Origin of the sequence: Allorhizocola rhizosphaerae, from assembly GCF_003426775.1 — a bacterium.
In the GTDB taxonomy this organism is placed as follows: domain Bacteria; phylum Actinomycetota; class Actinomycetes; order Mycobacteriales; family Micromonosporaceae; genus Allorhizocola; species Allorhizocola rhizosphaerae.
Genome location: NZ_QJUG01000004.1, coordinates 60,513 through 79,274 on the forward strand (window position 1 = coordinate 60,513; position 18,762 = coordinate 79,274).

Annotated in this window: 18 protein-coding genes; 13 read left to right on the forward strand and 5 right to left on the reverse strand. The window is 68.5% G+C overall.

Features of this window, described 5'->3' with window-relative positions:
- The first annotated feature begins 277 nt into the window (after positions 1–277).
- Both DM816_RS01590 and DM816_RS01595 read left to right on the forward strand, forming a co-directional pair.
- Positions 278–1,633, forward strand: a complete 1,356-nt coding sequence (locus tag DM816_RS01590; protein ID WP_246001432.1) for a condensation domain-containing protein — start codon at positions 278–280, stop codon at positions 1,631–1,633.
- Entirely contained in the window at positions 1,630–3,000 is a 1,371-nt protein-coding gene (locus DM816_RS01595; RefSeq protein ID WP_117208230.1) for a condensation domain-containing protein, read from the forward strand. Before DM816_RS01590 ends, DM816_RS01595 begins: the two co-directional genes overlap by 4 nt.
- Before the next feature lie 27 nt (positions 3,001–3,027).
- Here the strand turns inward: DM816_RS01595 and DM816_RS01600 are convergent, their stop codons facing one another.
- Positions 3,028–3,810 (reverse strand): YndJ family protein, encoded by a 783-nt coding sequence (locus DM816_RS01600; RefSeq protein ID WP_246001426.1) that lies wholly within the window; start codon positions 3,808–3,810, stop codon positions 3,028–3,030.
- A gap of 33 nt (positions 3,811–3,843) precedes the next feature.
- Here DM816_RS01600 and DM816_RS01605 point away from each other — a divergent pair, with 33 nt between their 5' ends.
- The 8 genes from DM816_RS01605 (at position 3,844) to DM816_RS01640 (ending at position 12,725) form a co-directional block, all read left to right on the forward strand.
- Complete coding sequence (locus DM816_RS01605) at positions 3,844–4,458, forward strand: hypothetical protein (protein ID WP_117208231.1); 615 nt, start codon at positions 3,844–3,846, stop codon at positions 4,456–4,458.
- Positions 4,459–4,576: 118 nt separating this feature from the next.
- Positions 4,577–5,101: a GNAT family N-acetyltransferase gene (locus DM816_RS01610; protein ID WP_162906999.1), complete on the forward strand. Its 525-nt coding sequence runs from the start codon at positions 4,577–4,579 to the stop codon at positions 5,099–5,101.
- Positions 5,102–5,217: 116 nt separating this feature from the next.
- The gene (locus tag DM816_RS01615; protein WP_117208233.1) at positions 5,218–6,951 is read left to right on the forward strand and encodes a S8 family peptidase; all 1,734 of its coding nucleotides are present in this window, start codon (positions 5,218–5,220) and stop codon (positions 6,949–6,951) included.
- A 79-nt stretch (positions 6,952–7,030) separates the two neighbouring features.
- A complete protein-coding gene (locus DM816_RS01620) occupies positions 7,031–8,458 on the forward strand; it encodes a S8 family peptidase (protein ID WP_246001429.1) in 1,428 nt (475 codons plus the stop codon).
- A complete protein-coding gene (locus tag DM816_RS01625; RefSeq protein WP_117208235.1) occupies positions 8,455–9,945 on the forward strand; it encodes a S8 family serine peptidase in 1,491 nt (496 codons plus the stop codon). Before DM816_RS01620 ends, DM816_RS01625 begins: the two co-directional genes overlap by 4 nt.
- Positions 9,946–10,031: 86 nt before the next feature.
- The gene (locus tag DM816_RS01630; protein ID WP_162907000.1) at positions 10,032–11,108 is read left to right on the forward strand and encodes a sensor histidine kinase; all 1,077 of its coding nucleotides are present in this window, start codon (positions 10,032–10,034) and stop codon (positions 11,106–11,108) included.
- Positions 11,109–11,158: 50 nt separating this feature from the next.
- Positions 11,159–11,755, forward strand: a complete 597-nt coding sequence (locus DM816_RS01635) for a response regulator (RefSeq protein WP_211588510.1) — start codon at positions 11,159–11,161, stop codon at positions 11,753–11,755.
- 64 nt (positions 11,756–11,819) lie between these two features.
- Positions 11,820–12,725 (forward strand): hypothetical protein, encoded by a 906-nt coding sequence (locus tag DM816_RS01640; RefSeq protein WP_162907001.1) that lies wholly within the window; start codon positions 11,820–11,822, stop codon positions 12,723–12,725.
- Positions 12,726–12,800: 75 nt separating this feature from the next.
- Here the strand turns inward: DM816_RS01640 and DM816_RS01645 are convergent, their stop codons facing one another.
- Positions 12,801–13,274: a hypothetical protein gene (locus DM816_RS01645; protein ID WP_117208239.1), complete on the reverse strand. Its 474-nt coding sequence runs from the start codon at positions 13,272–13,274 to the stop codon at positions 12,801–12,803.
- 9 nt (positions 13,275–13,283) lie between these two features.
- Positions 13,284–14,159 (reverse strand): CE1 family esterase, encoded by an 876-nt coding sequence (locus DM816_RS01650; RefSeq protein WP_117208240.1) that lies wholly within the window; start codon positions 14,157–14,159, stop codon positions 13,284–13,286.
- A gap of 159 nt (positions 14,160–14,318) precedes the next feature.
- Here DM816_RS01650 and DM816_RS01655 point away from each other — a divergent pair, with 159 nt between their 5' ends.
- Both DM816_RS01655 and DM816_RS01660 read left to right on the forward strand, forming a co-directional pair.
- On the forward strand, positions 14,319–15,740 hold the full coding sequence (locus tag DM816_RS01655) for an ATP-binding protein (RefSeq protein ID WP_117208241.1): 1,422 nt from the start codon (positions 14,319–14,321) through the stop codon (positions 15,738–15,740).
- Positions 15,741–15,861: 121 nt separating this feature from the next.
- The gene (locus tag DM816_RS01660; protein ID WP_117208242.1) at positions 15,862–16,296 is read left to right on the forward strand and encodes a hypothetical protein; all 435 of its coding nucleotides are present in this window, start codon (positions 15,862–15,864) and stop codon (positions 16,294–16,296) included.
- Here DM816_RS01660 and DM816_RS01665 read toward each other — a convergent pair.
- The gene (locus tag DM816_RS01665) at positions 16,277–17,356 is read right to left on the reverse strand and encodes a CaiB/BaiF CoA transferase family protein (RefSeq protein WP_117208243.1); all 1,080 of its coding nucleotides are present in this window, start codon (positions 17,354–17,356) and stop codon (positions 16,277–16,279) included. The two genes, DM816_RS01660 and DM816_RS01665, sit on opposite strands and share 20 nt — an antisense overlap.
- Before the next feature lie 281 nt (positions 17,357–17,637).
- On the opposite strand from DM816_RS01665, the gene DM816_RS01670 reads away from it, so the two are divergent.
- Positions 17,638–18,174: a hypothetical protein gene (locus tag DM816_RS01670; protein WP_117208244.1), complete on the forward strand. Its 537-nt coding sequence runs from the start codon at positions 17,638–17,640 to the stop codon at positions 18,172–18,174.
- Here the strand turns inward: DM816_RS01670 and DM816_RS01675 are convergent.
- Positions 18,171–18,762, reverse strand: a 592-nt coding sequence (locus tag DM816_RS01675) for an MFS transporter (protein WP_162907002.1), incomplete at its 5' end; no start/stop codon positions are given. The genes DM816_RS01670 and DM816_RS01675 overlap by 4 nt on opposite strands.

An 18,762-nucleotide genomic window follows, 5' to 3' on the forward strand; every position in this document is an offset into this window, starting at 1 on the left:
CGAGCAGTACGCCGCCCGCGGTCATCATGATCGCCGCGAGCGACTTGACCTCGACCGGCACCGTGCGAGCCCTGCGCGTTGGACGAGACAAAAACTTGAACACTTTACTGAGGACCCGATGACGCGAGATCGGCTGAATGGCTCGTTTTGTGGTCGCTGTAGCGGCCGCTTGCCATGCGTATCGACGTCGTGAAATTCTTGCTCGTCTGAAATCGTGTTCACATCGCCGTGACGGCCTGGACCCTCCAACAACGAAAGGTGGGGAGTCGATGTGACGATGGTCGCGGCATTTCGCGGCGAGCGGGCCACGATCGCCCCGCTCACCTGGGGGCAGCAGGGCATCTGGAAGCTCGTCTCCGCGATGGCGCCCAACGACGCGTTCCTCAACCTTTGCCGGATTGTGCCCGTGCCGCAACGGGCGGCGGGCTCGGTCGAGTCGGTCGCGGCCGCGTTCGGTGAGCTGATCTCCCGGCATGAGGCGCTGCGCACCCGGGTCCAAGACGTCGATGGCGAGCCGTGCCAGGTGGTGGCCGACGCGGGGGAGTGCCCGCTGGAGCTGATCGAGTCCACCGCCGAGGAGGCCGAGGCCGACGCGGAGCGGGCAATGGAGCGGCTGCGCCGCCTGCCCTTCGACTACGTCGCTGAGCTGCCGATCCGCGTGGCGCTGGTGGTCGCGGACGCCCGGGTCCGGTTCGCGGTGCTCGTGCTCAGCCATGTGGCTGTGGACTGGTACGCCTACACCCGCCTCGAACGCGACCTGCGCGTCCTGCTCCTGCGCGGCGCGATCACGACGCCCGCCGGCAGGCAGCCGGCCGATCTCGCGCGCGAGGAGCAGGGCGACGCCGGACGGGAGCGGACGGCCCGCGCGCACGACCATTGGAGCGTCCAATACGGACGGTTCCCGGCTCAGGTCCTCACCGAGATCGCGCCGCCCGCGGCGCCGCGTTACCAGTGGGCCGAGCTGACCTCCCGCGCGCTGGACCTGGCGTGCCGGGCGGTGGCCGCCCAGCACGCGGTCAGCACGTCCACGGTCCTGCTCGCCGCGACCGGGGTCCTGCTCGGCGCGCACACCGGCCACGACGTGTGCGGCATGCTGACCATCGTCAACAACCGCTTCCGGGAGGGCCTCGACGAGGTGATGGCCCCGACCAACCAGCTCGGCGTGGTCACGCTCGACCTGCGCGGCGCCACGACGTTTGGCGGGCTGGTCTCGGCCGTGTGGCCCGAGGTACTCCAGAGCATGCGCAACGCCTACTACGACCAGCACACGCTCGACCGGTTCCTGGCCGAAGGGGGTCACGTGCACGGTGAAAAGATCGAGCCGTTCTGTTGCTTCAATGACATGCACACCGCGGGCAACAGCGGTCAGGGTGAAGCCGTGACCGAGGAGCAGCTGCGCGAGGCGCTCAAGGCCACCGAGCTCACGTTCACCGAAAAGCTCAACGAGTTCAACTGGCACTTCATGCTCGCGGTCAACGACGCGCCCGGCGCGCTCAACCTGACGCTGACCACCGACTCGGCCCGCATGCCGCTGGACCGGCAGCGCCAGTTTCTTTATGGCATAGAAAATTTGGTGGTACGGGCCGCGACCGGCGAGGTGCGGCTGGACGAGTTGGCGGGGCGGGTGTCATGACGGCCGAGCTCATCGATTCCGGGCAGGCGCCGATCCCGCGCCGCCCGGCCGGGATCTCGGCGGTGCCGCTTTCGGCCTTCCAGCAACGCATTCATCACCTGTGCACGGCCTACGAGGGCACGTCGTCGCCGTGCGTCTTCCTCAACAAGCGATTGCACGGTCCACTCGCGACAGACGCGATGGTCCGTGCCATCGGCATGGTGGTCGACCGGCACGAGAGCCTGCGCGCCGTCATCGGTGACACGGAATCCGGGCCGTGCCAGACGTTTCTGCCGCCGGGCATGCATGAAGTCGAGCACATCGATCTGAGCGACCTGCCGCCCGACGAACGCGAGCAACGGCTGCGCGACCTGTTGGGCGCGCGCACCAAGACGCTGTTCGACCTGCGCGGCGGGACCGACCCACTCATCCGGTCGGCGCTGATCCGGCTCAGCGAAACCGAACACGTGCTGTCCATCGTGATGCATCACATCATCGCCGACGGCGCGTCGTCGGGCATCCTCGCGAGCGACCTCGCCGCGTGCTACCGGGCCGCCGTGCAGGGTGGCAGCCCCGAACTTCCCGAATTATCCATCGGGTACGGCGATTTCGCGCACTGGCAGCGCGACGGCCTGGCGGAGCGGGTGGCCAGCGGGCTGGCCTTCTGGCGCGAACGGCTCGCCGGGGTGACGCCGCTGCAGCTGCCCACCGACTTCGAACGCCCCGCGCAGAAGGCGACGCGGGCCGCCATTGTCGGGCACGCCATCGGGGCCGATGTCGTCGCGGAGGTCGAGCGGCTGGCCCGGACATCGCGCTGCAGCACGTTCATGGTGCTGCTGGCGGGGTACCAGACAATGCTTGAAAAGCACAGCGGGATAGCCGATATCTGCGTGGGCACCCAGGTCGCGGCGCGCACCCGCGTCGAGCTCGAACCGGTGATCGGGCTGTTCGGCAACACCCTGCCCATGCGCTGCGACCTGAGCGGCGATCCCACCTTCGCCGAACTGCTCAAGCGCGTGCGCAGCATGGTTTTGAGCGCGCTCACCCGGCAGGAGGTGCCGTTCGGCAGCGTGGTGTCGCATTTGGACCTGCCGCACGATCCAAGTAGGACACAGGTGTTCCAGACCATCATGGCGCTGCACACCGAGACGGGCACGGACGGCATGGACCTGCTGGGCGTGAAGACCGAGCCCGCGCCGGCCGGGATGCCGCAGATCCTGCACGACATCGTGCTGGACATGTGGTTGCGCCCCAAGGGCTTGGACACCGCCTGGCGCTATGACACCGCACTGTTCCGCGAGGAAACCGTTGCGGCATGGGCGTCGTCCTATGAGCGCATCCTCCGCGCGGCCGTCGCCGACCCGCAAGCCCGCCTGTCCGCGCTCTAACCGAACCCGCGCACGCCTTCGCCGGCATCATGGCTGGGCGCGCCAGGCCATGAGCGCCGAAAGTGCGAAGCCGAACGCGTTGGCAACACCGTGGGTCGCCGCCATCCACTCGATCGACAGGTGCGGCACCCCGAACGCCTCACCCACGGCCCAGCTCAGCGCGAGCGCCATGGTGACGACGAGCGTCACCGCGGCCAACCGAATCGCGCGTGTCCAAAGTAGCCAGCCGACGATCCACAGGCCTGCCGAAAGTACGACCGCGCCGATCAGCTCCACCCGGTTGTCCACGAAGTATCCAATCAGGACGATGCCGGTGCCGATCGGCACGGTCAGCGCGCCGATATCGGCCAGCGCGCCACCGCGCTCGGCGGCGCACACCAGCCCCGCGATCAGCGCGGCCGCGAAGCCGGCGAAGTGGAAGTGCGCCACCGTCAAGGACAGGATTTCAAGTTCAAAACCCATCATCCTGTATCCGGCCCGCTCCGCGACAAGCGATGTGCCCGCGACCGACGGCGCCGCCATGGCCCACAGCACGGCAATCTCCGCCGGCCGCAATGAACGCCGCACGGCCAGCCGCCGCACCGCGCACCCGGCGAGCACCACCGTCCACAATGCATAGACGGCGGCGAGCGCGACGGCCCAGCCACCGCGCGGCAGCCACAGCGACACCGCCCCGGCCAGCGCGAAACCAGGCCACCACCGGCGCACCACGCCCGTCCCGTCGATCAGCCGCAGGCCCAGCGGCATGATGATGAGCATCCCGAACACCGTCACCGCGTTCACCAGCACACCCACAGCATACTTGAACACGTTCAACTCTGCATTGGGTCGATCATGAGGTCAGTGTCGCGACAGGCCGCTGAGCATGCGCTGAAGTTCATGATCAATCCGGAAGTGGAGGGTGGGGTTAGAGTGCTGTTCGTGCGGGATACGGAGATACTCGAGCTCATCCACAACACGCCGTGGATTGCCCATTCGCTTGCCCAGTTTGATTTCGAAACCGCCCGGGTGGAGAACGGGCCGCCCGAGCCGGTGCGTCTGGCAAGCGGTGAGCCGATGGAGATGGTCGCGGGTGACGCGGCCGGTGGCGCCTTCATGCTCGTGGGCAAGGCCGACCCGTGGCCGGTGGTCTATGTCGGCTCCGAGGGCGAGGGCGGGCTCATCGCCCACAGCCTGCGGGACGCGCTCGCTCTGGTGGTTGGACTGTCGAGCATCCATGACGCCATGTGCTTCCCGGCCGGCGAGGCGGGCGGCGCGCGGCTGCGGGAGTGGCTGGAGCGCGCCGACGCCGAGCTGCGCGCGGACTGGTCCGAGATCGACGACGAGCGCGCCCGGCTGCGGGCGGCGCTCGGGCTGCCCGAGCCCTGGGGGCTGCTGGAAGGCATGCAGGCCGCACAGTCCGACGAGGCTTACCGGCCGATCAACGAAGAGGACGAACCGTTCGAATCGATGCTCTAAGCCAGGAACCCGTCGTCGGCGACCGGGTCAGGAGCTGCGCGAAACCCAGCGGCGTCGCGAGCGGGAGGGTGAGAGGCTTAGTCCGGTTCGGCTGGCTCTCACTCCAGGCAAGGTGTCGATGCAAGGGAATGTCGGGCTTCGGCCGCTCGATCCGGACGCGCTGCTGCTCCTGCGCGACGTCGCGGTGGCCGACGCGGATCCGGCGGAGGTGGTGCCTCCGCTGCCCAGTGACGACGGCGGGGCAGCGGGGCCGCCGGGGTGGACTGCCGAGCGGCGGCAGTGGTTCGTCGACTTCTTCACGCCCATGCTCGACGCGCCCGATATCACGATCTACGCGATCACCGTGGACGGCGCGATGGCCGGATTTATGCGGCTAAAGCGGCTCGATCAGCATACCGGTGAGACGGGCATCTGGCTCGGCCGGTCGTGGCGGGGCCGTGGCCTGGCCACGGCGGCACTGGGCGAACTGCTGAGGGAGGCGGCGCGTCGGGGCCTGTCCCGCGTGGTCGCCGACACGCTGCCGACCAACGCGGCCGCGCAGGGCCTGCTGCGTGCGCACGGCGCCCGGCTGCGCCAGGAGGCCGGCAAGATCTATGCAGAGATGACAATCGATCCAGGGTACGCCGCTGATCTAGATAAGTGAATATCTATAAATTAAAGTAGAGCTTCCCCTAGGCTCGGTCAATCGGCCAATGGTGCCGTCCGCCGTCGCGCCATGAGCACCTCGGCGGAAGGCGCCCAGCAAGGGGAGGACGGAGCATGAAACTCCGTTTGTTCGCACTGACCTGCGCCGCGCTCACTGCCGCGGCCGCGGTCGGCACGCCGGCCGCCGCAAGGCCGGCCGACGGAATCATTCTCGCCGCCAACAGCCCGACCGCCATCGCCGGGTCGTACATCGTGGTGCTCAACGATGTCACCGTGTCCGATGTGGACAGGACGGCGGTCGACCTGGCGGCGCGCTACAGCGCGACCGTGCGCACCACGTGGACGCACGCGCTGCGCGGCTTCCACGCCAACATGTCCGCGACGCAGGCCCGCCGCCTGGCCGCCGACCCGGCGGTCAAGTACGTCGAGCAGGACCAGATCGTCACGGGCTTCCCGACCCAGTCGCCCACGCCGTCCTGGGGCCTGGATCGCATCGACGCCCGTTCCGGGCTCGACAACTCTTACACGTTCCCCAACAACGGCTCGGGCGTCACCGCGTACATCATCGACACCGGAATCCGGGTCAGCCACAGCGACTTCGGCGGCCGCGCGGTGTGGGGCACCAACACCACCGGAGACGGCAACAACACCGACTGCCACGGCCACGGCACCCACGTCGCGTCGACCACCGGCGGCACCGCCTACGGCGTGGCCAAGGGCGTCAGCCTGGTCGCCGTCAAGGTGCTCAACTGCGCCGGCAGCGGCAGCACCGCCGGTGTCAACAGCGGCATCAACTACGTGACCCAGCAGCACACCACCGGCGCGGCCGTGGCCAACATGAGCCTCGGCGGCGGTTTCAGCCAGTCGCAGAACGACGCCGTCACCGCGTCGATCGCCGACGGCGTCACCTACGCCATCGCGGCAGGCAACTCCAACGCCAACGCGTGCAACACCTCTCCGGCGTCCACGCCCAACGCCATCACGCTCGGCGCCACGCAGAACAACGACGCGCGTGCCTCGTTCTCCAACTTCGGCACCTGCCTGGACCTGTTCGCCCCCGGCGTGAGCATCACGGCGGCGTGGAGCACCAGCGACTCGGCCACCAACACGATCAGCGGCACCTCGATGGCCTCGCCGCACGCGGCCGGCGTGGCGGCGATCATCAAGGCGGCCAACCCCTCCTTCACGCCGCTGCAGGTGCGCGACAAGATGGTCGCCGACGCCACGTCCGGCGTGGTCACCAGCCCGGGGACGGGATCGCCCAACCTCCTGCTGTTCGTGAACAACGGAACCCAGCCGCCCGGGACGACGCTGTTCGAGGACACGTTCGAGACCAACCTCGGCTGGCAGACCAACCCGAACGGCACCGACACCGCCACCACCGGCGCGTGGGAGCGGGGTGACCCGGCCCAGACCAGCAGCGGCGTCACGCTGCAGCTGGGCACGACGGTCAGCGGCACCAACGACCTGGTGACCGGTGCGGCAGCGGGCACCGGCGCGGGCAGCTTCGACGTCGACGGCGGCACGACCAGTGCGCGATCGCCGGCGGTGACCCTGTCCGGCTCGGGCACGTTCACACTCTCGTACTCGTGGTATCTGGCTCACCTGAGCAACTCCAGCAACACCGACTTCTTCAGGATCAGCATCGTCCACAACGGAGGAACGACGACGATGTTCAGCCAGCTCGGCGCGGCGACCGACCGTGCCGGCGCGTGGGCGACGCGCTCCACCAACATCTCCGCATATGCCGGGCAGGCGGTCCGCATTCTCGTTGAGTGCGTGGACGCCTCGGGCGCCAGCCTCGTCGAGTGCGGCGTCGATGACGTGCGGATCGTGCACAACGACTAAGCACCTTTGGTACAAGGGGTTCCGGTGTCATGGCGCCGGGACCCCTTGCAAACTTCACACAAGTATTGAGGGGGAACGGTTGAAGGCCCTGCTTGTTTTGGCGCTCGCATTCACGGGCGCTCCCGCCACCGAGGATCCGTCCAGCTACATCGTCGTGCTCGACCGGGGAGTCACCACCGCACACATGCCCGGCAAGGTTGAGCGGACATTCACTCACGCGCTCCACGGCTATGAGGTCACGATGACCCCGTCGGCGGCACGCCGCCTGGCCGCGCAGCCCGGGATCGCCTCCGTGGAGCCGAACCTGACGGTCCACATCGGACCGCTGGCCACCCAGCCCAACCCGCCGTCGTGGGGGCTGGACCGCATCGATCAGCGCAATCTGCCGCTGGACAAGTCCTACACGGCGCCGAACAACGCGTCCAACGTGCACGCCTACATCTTGTCGACCGGGATCCGCACGACGCACACGGACTTCGGCGGGCGGGCGATTCACGGGCGCGACACGGTGGACAACGACAACGACGCGACCGACTGCCACGGGCACGGCACGTTCATGGCCGGTGTGGTGGGCGGCGCGAACCACGGTGTGGCCAAGGGCGTGAACCTGGTCGCGATGCGCATCCTCAACTGCCAGGGCTCGGCCACCTACGCGCAGGTCATCGCGGGCGTGGACTGGGTGACGGCCAACGCGCGCCGGCCGGCGGTGGCGTTCCTCCCGGTGGGCGGGGGTGCCAATAACGCGGTCGACACGGCCGTGCGCAACTCCATCGCGTCGGGCGTGTCCTACGTGCTCAGTTCCGGCTCCGGTGACTCGTGCACGTCCAGTCCCGGGCGAGTGACCGAGGGCATCACCGTGGACGGGTCCAACGCCAGCGACGCCGTGATGCCGAGCTCGGCGTCCGGGTCGTGCATCGATTTGTTCGCGCCGGGCATGAGCATCACTTCGACCTGGTGGACGACTGACGCGGCCACCAACACGATCTCCGGTGGGTCGCCCGCGGGCGCGCACGCGGCCGGTGTCGCCGCGCTCATCGTGTCGGCGAATCCAACGTGGACAGCTGCGCAGGTGCACGCCCGGATCGTGGCGGACGCGACACCGGGTGTGCTGACGAGCGTGCCGCCGGGTGCCCCTAATCGCTTGCTCTACGTAAAAAACGGGGCCTGCGACGGTACACAGAATGTGAATGTCAATATCCCGGACCATCCGGGGGCCGCGGTGTTCAGCGACGTGGTCATTGGCTGCGCCGGAGTAGCCCAGGCCGCCTCGCGGGTGGAGGTCCACATTGTCCACACCTTCGTCGGTGACCTCACCGTGGACCTCGTCGCGCCCGACGGCTCGGTCTACCGGCTGCACAACCGCACCGGCGGCAGCGTGGACAACATCCATCAGACCTATGTGGTGAACCTGTCGGCCGAGGCGCGCCTCGGGACCTGGCGGTTGCGTGCCCAGGACCACGCGGGCAGCGACGTCGGTTACATCGATTCTTGGACGGTGACGCTGTGAAACTGTTGTTGGCGGCCGTATTGGCCTTCGGAACGCCGGTTGCCCCACTGGAGGGCGAAATCCTTGGCACGGGTGGGGCGCAGGCCATCCCCGACTCCTACATCGTCGTCACGAAGGCGCCGGCGCACGACCTCGTGAAACGTTACGGCGGCACGGTAGGGCGGCAGTTTTCGAAGGCGCTCAACGGGTTTGAGGTCACACTGTCCGAGCGTTCCGCGAAGCGTCTCGCTGCCGATCCGAGGGTCGAATACGTGCAGCGCAACGGTGTCGTGGAGGTCGAACCCTTTGGCACGCAACCGAGCCCACCGTCGTGGGGCCTGGACCGCATCGACCAGCGCACGCTCCCGCTCGACGCGTCATACACGTATCCGAACACGGCGTCCAATGTGCACGCCTACATCCTGAGCACGGGCATTCGCACGACCCACACGGACTACGGCGGGCGCGCGATCCACGGGCGCGACACGCTGGACAACGACAACGACGCCACCGACTGCAACGGGCACGGGACCTATGTGGCCGGCATCGTCGGCGGCACCGCGCACGGCGTGGCCAAGGGCGTCAAGCTTGTGGCGATGCGCATGCTCGGGTGCACGGGCTCGGGCAGCTTCGCCACGGTCATCGCGGCGGTGGACTGGGTGACGGCCAACGCGGTCAAGCCCGCGGTCGCCGTGCTCGTCGCGGGCGGGCCGATCGACGGCGCCTACAACGCGGCCGTGCGCAACTCGATCCTGTCCGGCGTGACCTACACCGTCATCGCCGGGTCGAGCTCCAGCAACGCGTGCCAGTTCTCGCCCGGCAGCGTGACCGAGGCCATCACGGTCGCGGCCACCGACATCAACGACAACAAGCATTCGGCGTCGAACTTCGGCACCTGCCTGGACATCTTCGCGCCCGGCATCCAAGTGACGACCACGTCGTGGACGAGTGACACCGCCACCATCACCATCTCCGGCACCTCGTTTGCCACGGCTCACGCGGGAGGTGTTGCGGCGCTTATCGCCTCGGCGCATCCAACGTGGACAGCGCAGCAGGTGCGAGACCAGATGGTGGCCGATTCCACGCCCAATGTCGTCATCAATCCGGGGACGGGATCGCCCAACCTGTTGCTCTATGTGGACAACAGCGGCGCCCCGCCGCCATGCACGGGCAGCAACCCGAATAACGTGTCCATTCCGGACTATCCGGCGGCGGCGGTGACAAGCAGCATCGTGATTTCCGGATGTACCGGGAACGCCTCCGCGACATCGAGCGCCGAGGTGCACATCATCCACCCGTTCCGGGGCGACCTCAACGTCGATCTCGTGGCGCCCGACGGCACGGCGTACCGGCTGCAGAGCACGAGCGCCGACAGCGGTGACGACATCCACACGATCTTTGTGGTCAACCTGACGTCGGAGCCGCGCAACGGCACGTGGCGGCTGCGCGTGCGCGATCGCCGGGCCGCCAACGTGGGCGTCATCGACAGCTGGACGTTGAAGCTCTAGAGATGGAGGTGGGGCGGTGGTGCTCCTGCGCACCGCCGCCCCGCTTTACCGCAGCACCTCGGACACCGAGCTCTAGTCTGGGTGCTGTGTGGTATTCGTGGCTGACGGCCCGTCCCCGGTTGCTGGACGTGCTGTTCGCGCTCGGCGTGGCGCTGCCGTTCGCGCCCGGCTCGTTCGTGACGATCGAGCCTGGGCTGCCGGCGGCGTGGCGGCACGCGCTCCACGCGAGCGTTGTCCTGGCGCATGTGGCCCTGATCACGCGTCGGGTGTGGCCGGCGTGGACCTTCGCGGTCGTGAGCGCGGCGATGGCCGTGCAGGCGGTCGCGCCCGCGCAGGCGTATCGAGACGACTCGTTCTTCCTGCCGTCGGCGGTCGTGTTTCCGGTCGCGCTCTACAGCTTGTGCGTGTGGGGCACGGCATGGCAGCGCTGGGCGGGCATCGGTGTCGGGGTGGCCGGGTCGGTCATGCTCACCGTGCGCAGCGGGTTCCCGTTCATGTTCGGGCTCTTGGCGGTGGTCGTGCTGGCCAGTTGGGGTTTCGCGCGGCTGCGGGAGGAACGCGCCCGTCAGCTGGAGCTGGACAAGCAGGAGCGGGTCACGGCGGAACGCGAGCGGATCGCCCGCGAGATGCACGACGTCATTGTCCACTCGCTGTCGGTGATCATTACGCAGGCGCAGGGCGGCGAGCTGATCGCGGCCAAATCGCCGGAGCGCGCGGCGCGGGCCCTGTCGACGATAGCGGCGGCCGGGCGGGAGGCACTGGCGGAGATGCGCGGCGTGCTCGCCGTGCTCGATCCGACGCTGGACGCCCTGCCCCGGCTGCTCGACCGGGTCCGGGCCACCGGGCTCGACGCCGGGCTGGAGGTGCGCGGCGAGATGGTCCCATTAGGACCGTCGGCCGAACTCGCCGTCTATCGCCTCATCCAGGAGGCGCTGACCAACGCGATGCGGCACTCGGGTGCGAGCCGGGCCGATGTCACGCTCGACTGGACCACACCCGGTCGCCTTGTCGTGATCGTGCGCGACAACGGTTCCGGGCCCGTGCAGGGGTGGGCCGAGGGTCGTGGCCTGACCGGCATGCGGGAGCGGCTGGCCGCCGTGGGCGGCAAGGTGCAAGTGCTGACGGACAATGGTTTTGAGGTACGGGGGGTGTTGCCCGCGTGATCCGGGTGTTTCTCGCAGACGACCAGGCGCTGGTGCGCGCCGGGCTGGCGATGGTGATTGACGCGCAGGACGACATGACCGTGGTGGGGGAGGCGGGCGACGGCGCCGAAGCGTTGGAGGCGTTGCGTTCGGTGCGGGCTGATGTGGTACTGATGGATATTCGAATGCCCAAAGTGGACGGTGTGGAGGCCACGCGACAACTGCTGGAGCGCCCCGGGGCCCCAAAGGTGTTGGTGCTGACCACGTTCGACCTCGACGAGGTCGCGCTGGAGGCGCTGCGGGCGGGTGCGAGTGGGTTCCTGCTCAAGGACGCTCGCGCACAGGAGCTGGCGACCGCCGTGCGCACCGTGCATCGCGGCGACGCCGTCATCGCGCCGTCGACGACCCGGCGGCTGGTCGACACGATGCTGGTCACCCTACCGCCGGTCCGGGTGAGCGAGGTCCCGCTGACCCCGCGCGAGCGGGAGGTGCTGCTCGCGGTCGCGCACGGCGACTCCAACGCCGAGATCGGCGCGCGGCTGTTCATGTCCGAGGCCACCGTCAAGACGCACGTCGGGCGAATCCTTGCCAAACTGGGGTTGCGCGACCGGGTGCAGATCGTCATCTGGGCCTATGAGCACGGGCTGGTGCGGCCGGGTCAGACCTAGGTATGACCTCGCAACGACCTGCGAGCGACGCGCGGGGCGGGCCGTGCGGCGCAGGCTCGAAGGCATGAGGAACACAAGAATCGTGGCGGGAGTGCTCGCCATCGTCTTCGCCCTGCCCTACGTGGTGCTGAAAATCCTGTGGACCGCCGGGGTCGGCATCGGCGTGAACGATCCGGATCTGCTGCACCAGCCGGGCATGGTGACCGCCAACGCCTTCACGGGCCTGCTGGAGGTGGTCGGGATAGCGACCGCCGTGGCCCTGATCCGTCCGTGGGGCATGAGGATCCCCGCGTGGCTCCTTCTCTTTCCCATGTGGGTGGGGACGGGGCTGCTCGCCCCGTTCGTCGTGATGGTGCCCGTCGCATTCGGCGCCGACGTGTTCTACGCCGATGCGGTGCAGACGGACGGCGCGCTGGCGTCATGGGTGCACCCCATGGTTTACGGTGGCTTCGCGTTGCAGGCCATCGCACTGTTCGTGGCGTTCGCGGGTTATGCACGGGAGCGGTGGGCCAATGTCCTCAATGGACGGACCGACGCCGTGCTGGCCGGGCCGACACACCGGCTGCAGCGGCTGCTTGCCACGGTCGTGTGCGTCATGGCGGGAGCCAGTGCGATCATCATGTTGGCCGGAGCGTTCAGCGACACGTTCGTTCAGGGCGTGGCAAAATTCGTCGGCGCGGCGGCCGCGCTCAGCGCGGTGGCCGGCCTTCTCCTGCTGGTGCACCGAGTGCGTCCCGGCGGCAGCCACTGGTGGGCGGTGGTCCTCATCTGGCTCGGCTCGGCGGGCATGTTCGCGACGGGCGGGTTCGAGGTGCTCATCGCCGCCCTGACCCTCGCCGACGGGGACACTCCCGCGACCCTGGGCGGGCGGGAACTGCTCTCGCTGTTTCAGATGCTGGCCGCCATCATCGCCGGGACGGTCGCGGCGTTCGCATTGTCCGAACGCGACTGGGAGGCCCGGGTCGCGTGAGCCGATGGCGATCGCGTGGTGGTCGGCGCGGGACGGGATGTCGCGCTCCTGGCGTCTGAGGCCGCACGTCGAACGCTATGGCGACTCCATGAGCTCCAAGCGCGCGATCTCGGCCAGCGCGGCGGACAGGTAGACGTCGAGCCGGCGGTGCCCGGCCGACAGCAGGCGGGCGATCAGCAGGGGCGCGTGCAGGGCGAGCGCCTGGCCGGTCGGGCGCTCCACCTCGTCGTGGTCGTCGGGGTGGATGCCCAGCGCGCCGGCCAGGATGATGAGCAGCGCGTGCGGGTCGGTCTCGGGCAGCCAGGCGGCGGCCCAGCGGGCGCAGCCGTCGAGCACATCGCGGATGTCGTCGCCGTCGAGCCCGTCGGGATGCTGTTCCTCCAGGAGCATGCGCATGACCGAGCCCATGAGGACGCCGGTCTGCTCGCCGTCGAGCGCGGCCAGGTCGGCCGCTGCGGCGCGCATGTCGTCGGCGTCCTCACGGGCGGCGGCGTCCACCGAGGCGGATATGGCTTTCGCGAGCATGCGGGCGGCTGGCGGCAGGTTCACACCAGCGATTCAACCAGCCCGGTGGTTTTTGAAAAACTCCCACATCAGGTCGGTCGCGCTGATGCCCGCGTTGGGGTCGGCCAGCGAGCCGGCCTGCGCACCCGGCCAGCTGTGCCCCATGCTGGGCAGCTCATAGACGACGACGTCGCTCCCGTCGGCGCACTTGCTCGCGGTCTGCTTGATGCCGTTGGGCAGGGACGGCCCGGTCACCGCGGTTTCCTTGCACGCGAGCCGCTCCTGCCACGACTGCATGCCCCTGGTGAAACTGCTGAAGAATTTGTCGGTACCTCCTAAAAAGGTGATCACAGAGACGGCCGACTTCGGTTTGTATTCCGGATCGGCTGCCTTCGCCCCGCCCAATCCTCCGCTGACGGGGGCGATCGCGGCGAAGACGCCGGGCAGCTCGACGGCGAGGCGCACCGCCATGTCGCCGCCGTTGGAGATGCCCGTGGCATAGATGCGCTTGGGATCGGCGTTCCAACGCTTGACCATCCGCTGCACGAGTGTCGAGATGAGACCGACGTCGTCCTCGCTTCCGCAGCACATCAAGGCGTTCATGCCGCCGGACCAGCCGTCGGGGTAGAGCACGAGAAAATTCTCCTTGTCCGCCTTGGCACTCATGCCGCTCGTGGTCGCGATCCCCGCGCTGTCGCCGGGGTAGTAGTGCATCGTGACGACGAGCGGGAGCGGGGTCTTGGCGTCGTAACCGGGCGGCGCGTGCACCAGGAATGACCTCGGCTTGCCATTCCACTCCAGGGTGAACCGGTGGTCGCCGGGGGCCGGGTTCTCCACTGATTCGGTGGGCGATGGCGGTGTCGTGGGCGGACTGTCCACATTGCACGCCGAGAGCAGGAGGATCATTGACAGCGCGAATACTCGGAGCATGCCCAAGAGGCTAGGCGTAAAATCGATGCCGTGTGGGCCCGCTGGGACGCGACGGGCCCACACCCTTCGGCTGGTCCAAGTCAATCGACTAGGTGAAACAGTCATCCGTGATACAATCGCCGCTGACTGTATCACGGATGTTGGCAGGGTGGCCGTTTCGTGGATGGCTTTGTGGGGCGTGCGCGCGAGTTGGCTCAGCTCAACCGCATGCTGGAGCGGGTGAGGCGCGGCGGGCGCACCGGCCGGCACGGGCACGCGCTGCTGATCCGCGGGCGGCGCCGGGTGGGCAAATCCCGCCTGGCCGTCGAGTTCATCGAGCGCGCCGGCGTGCCGAGCCTCTACTTCGCCGCCTCGGCCCAGTCGTCTCTCCAGGCGGATCTCGACCTGTTCATGGAGGTGGGACGGCAGTCCGACCTGCCCAACGCCGCCGCCTTCCACGAGCTTGAGCCCCGCACGTGGGACGCGGCGCTGCGGATCCTGGTGGCGGCCCTGCCCAAGGATCGGCCGGCGGTCGTGGTTCTGGACGAGATGCCCTACCTCATCGCGAGGGACTCGGGCTTCGAGGGCACGCTGCAGAAGATCTTCGATCGCGAGCTCCTGCCGCTGCCGGTGCTCCTGCTGTGCATCGGCTCGGATCTGGCCATGATGGAGGCGCTCAATGAATACGGCCGGCCGTTTCACCAGCGCGCCAGCGAAATGGTCGTGCCGCCGCTGTCCCCGGGCGACATCGCCTCAATGCTGGCGCTTCCCGCGGCGGATGCGTTCGACGCCTACCTCATCTCCGGCGGACTTCCCCTGATCCTTGACGAGTGGCCCGACGAGGCAGACCCGTTCGGCTATCTGGCCGACGCGGTCACCGATCCCACATCGGCGCTTCTCGTCAGCGGTGAACGAGCGCTGGCGGCGGAGTTCCCGACCGACGCGCAGGCGCGGCGGGTGCTGGGCGCCATCGGGTCCGGTGAGCGGACCTATTCCATGATCGCGCGAGCCGCCGGGGACATGAACAGCGCGTCGCTCAACCGCGCCCTCGGGCTGCTGGCGGCAAAGCGACTGATCGATGTGGGCCTGCCGCTGTCCACCCGACCGTCGCGTGAGACCAGATATGCCGTCGCCGACCCTCACCTGCGGTTCTGGCTGGCCTTCCTCGGACCATACCTGCCAGAGATCGAGCGTGGCCGAGGCGATCAGACGCTGGAGCGCATCCGCAAATCGTGGTCGTCGTGGCGGGGCCGGGCCATCGAGCCCGTCGTTCGGGAGTCCCTGCGGCGCTTGCCCAGCGGGATGCTGCCGGATGGCACGGAGGAGATCGGCGGATACTGGACGAGGAACAACGACCCGGAGGTCGACCTCGTGGGTGGCGACCGCGCGCCGATCGCAAAATCAGTCACCATGGTCGGATCCATCAAATGGCAAGACAACCGAGCCTTCGACCGCCACGATCTGGCACGGCTCCTGCTCCACCGTGCGGCGCTGCCCGGCGCCGACGACGACACCCCACTGGTGGCCGTGTCCCGCACGGAGTCCAAACTGGACAGCCTGCACATCTTCACGGCCGAAGACCTGCTCAGCGCCTGGACCTGAACCACCGCCCGCGTGAGCCAGGGGCTGGACGGCTGGCGCCCGGCGCATCCCACGAGACATCCGGCCCATGGACCGTCGCTGATGTCGCGGCCAAGGTCGGATAGGCCTTAGAGTCGAGGGCATGTCGCGTCTTTATTACGAGCCGGAGCCGGAGCCGACCCAGGCGCTCACCGAGTCGGCACCCACGCCCACGCCCGCCCCCACGACGCTGCAGTATTTGGAGAAGGTGGCCAAGCTGGTCCCGAGCGAGGTGGTCGCGGGCTACATCGCCCTCGTCGGCTTCGTCGGCGCACTGGGCAACGAGGGCGCCCGGGTGTGGCTCTATTGGGCGGTGTTCGCGCTGTGCCTCGTGCTGACGCCGCTCTACCTTAACAAGCAGGCCGTGCCCGACCGCCCCAAGCGAAACCATCTCATCCTGTCGACCGTCGCGTTCGTCGTGTGGGCCTACGCGATTTCCGGTGCCGTTCTGCTGCCCGACTGGCACGAGGCCGCGGTCGCTTCCATCGTGCTCGTCGTGTTCAGCCTGGTCAGCGGGCTTATTCCGCTGGACAGGTAGGCGTGCTCCACTCGGCCAGGATCTCGGCCGTGTGCTCGCCCGGCTCGGGCGGTCGGCGGTCCACACTGGACGGTGTGCGGGAGAAGCGCGGCGCGGGCGCGGGTTGCGTCACACCGTCGAGCTCAAGGAAAGTGCCCCGCGCCGCCAGATGGTCGTTTTGCGGTGCTTCGCGCATCGAAAGCACCGGCGCCACGCACGCGTCCCCGTCGGCGAACGCCGCCGCCCACTCGTCCCGAGTCCGCGTCTTGAACGTGTGCTCCAGCCTTTCAGCCAAGTCCTCAGTGGAGGGATCCAACCCGAGCCGCTCCATGAACTCGGCGAAGAACTGCCGCTCCAGCGGCCCGACCGCCACGTGCCTGCCGTCCGACGTCTCGTACACCCGATAGAAGGCCGCACCGCCATCGAGCAAATTGGACGCCCGCCGGTCCTGCCAGGCCCCGCCCGCGAGCATGCTCCACTGCATCGTCATCAGGTGTGCCGCACCGTCCACAATGGCCGCGTCGACCACCTGCCCCACCCCCGACGAGCGCGCCTCCCAAAGCGCCGCGAGGATTCCGGTCGCCAGATAGAGCGCGCCCCCGCCGAAGTCGCCGAGCAGGTTGAGCGGTACCACCGGAGTCTCAGACGTGCCTATCGCATGCAACGCACCCGTCACCGCGATGTATGTGATGTCGTGCCCGGCTGTCTGCGCCCGCGGCCCGTCCTGACCCCAACCGGTCATCCGTCCATAAACGAGTCGCGGATTGCGTTGCAGGCAAACATCCGGCCCTATCCCGAGCCGTTCCGCGACGCCGGGCCGGAACCCTTCAATGAGCACGTCGGCCTGCTCCACCAAGCGAAGCGCCGTTTCGCGATCGGACTTCAGGTCCAGCACAATGGACCGCTTTCCCCGGTTGAGCAGTTCCAGCCCGACCCGGCGGGAGGAGAGCCGCTCCACGCACACCACATCGGCGCCCATGTCGGCCAACAGCATGGCGCAGAACGGCGCGGGCCCCAGCCCGGCCAGCTCCAGCACCCGAAGGCCGCGCAGCGGTCCGCTCACGGCTTCGTGAGTCGTCACGCCTGTATGTTAGTGCCCACGAGCGGCCTCGCCTGGGCTGCCGTGGCGGTATTTGGCATTGCCGTTATTCTGATCGCCACTGAGAAGGTGCACCGCGCCGCCGCGCCTCGGCGGCGCCATCTCGCGCGCGGCGACAGAGGCGGTCGGCGATCGGCTGTGGCCCGCGACCAAAGGTGATGCTGTGGGGATAGGCCCCGCTGTCGCCGCACTGATCACGGTCGCGGTGTGCGTTCCCTACCTGTGGCTGCGCTATTTCGCGTTCGGTTAGGCATAATGCAGCCGTGAACGGCAGACACTCGGCAACCGGCTCGCTGTGGACCTCGACCGCGGCCCTCAACGTTGCGCTCGCCGTGCTTTTCAGCGCGTTCGCCGGGCTTGCCGCGTTTCTGCTGGGGCGCATGGATGTCGAGTGGGTCGCGCCGCCCGGCAACCCGCCCGTGCGCAGCCCGGTCAACGTCGACGACGCGTTGCGTTGGGGTCCAACGGAATTCCGGCTCGACCAGATGACCTCGGTCAACCTCGACGGCGATGCCCTGGCGCGCGACGTCGAGGGGGCCGACGTTTTCGCCTGGGGCGGTGCCGAGCTGTCGAACTCGCATGGGGTCTATGTCTGGCAGGGCCGGCAGCGCCCGACGGCCACCGACTGCGCGACCTATCTGAGCACCCACGCGACGCGCGAATACCTGCGCATCGGTGAGGGCATGACCCTGTGCGTGCGCACCAGCGAGTCCCGCGTCGCGCTGCTCACCATCAAGAAGCGCGAGGGCGACGCCTGGCTCGCCGAGGCGCAGGTGTGGAAGCAGCAGCTGCCAAACTAGAGTTCGTCTTCCACGAAACGGGGTTTGGCCACGACCAGACCGGCGAAGACCTGCAGCACGGCGGCCACGATGAGGAACGCGATCGGGATGGTCCAGCCGCCGGTGAGCCCGTAGATGACGCCCAGCACGAACGGCCCGAGCGCGGCGATGACGTAGCCAACGCTTTGCGAAAACGCCGACAGCGCAACGATCCCGCCGGGTGTGCGCGCCCGCATGCCGATCATCGCGAGCACGAGCGGAAACTGCCCCTGCCCGAGCGCGAGCAGCGCCACCCACAGCACCGCACCGTGGTGCGGGCTGAGCATGAGCCCGATATAAGAGGCGATCATCGCGGCCGACATGACCAACATGAGCAGCCGCGGATTCTGCGGCCGCCGGGTGGCCAGCGCGGGCATGAACAGCGCGACCGGCACCCCGAACGCCGTCACACCGGCCAGCAGCAGCCCGGCGGTCTCGGCCTGGAACCCGGCATCGCGGAACATCTGGGCGAGCCAGCCCATGGCGGCGTAGCCGCTGAGCGCCTGGAGCCCAAAGTAGAGCGCCATGGCCCGGCCCAGCCCGGTGCGCCCGGCCCGCAGCCGTGCCGTG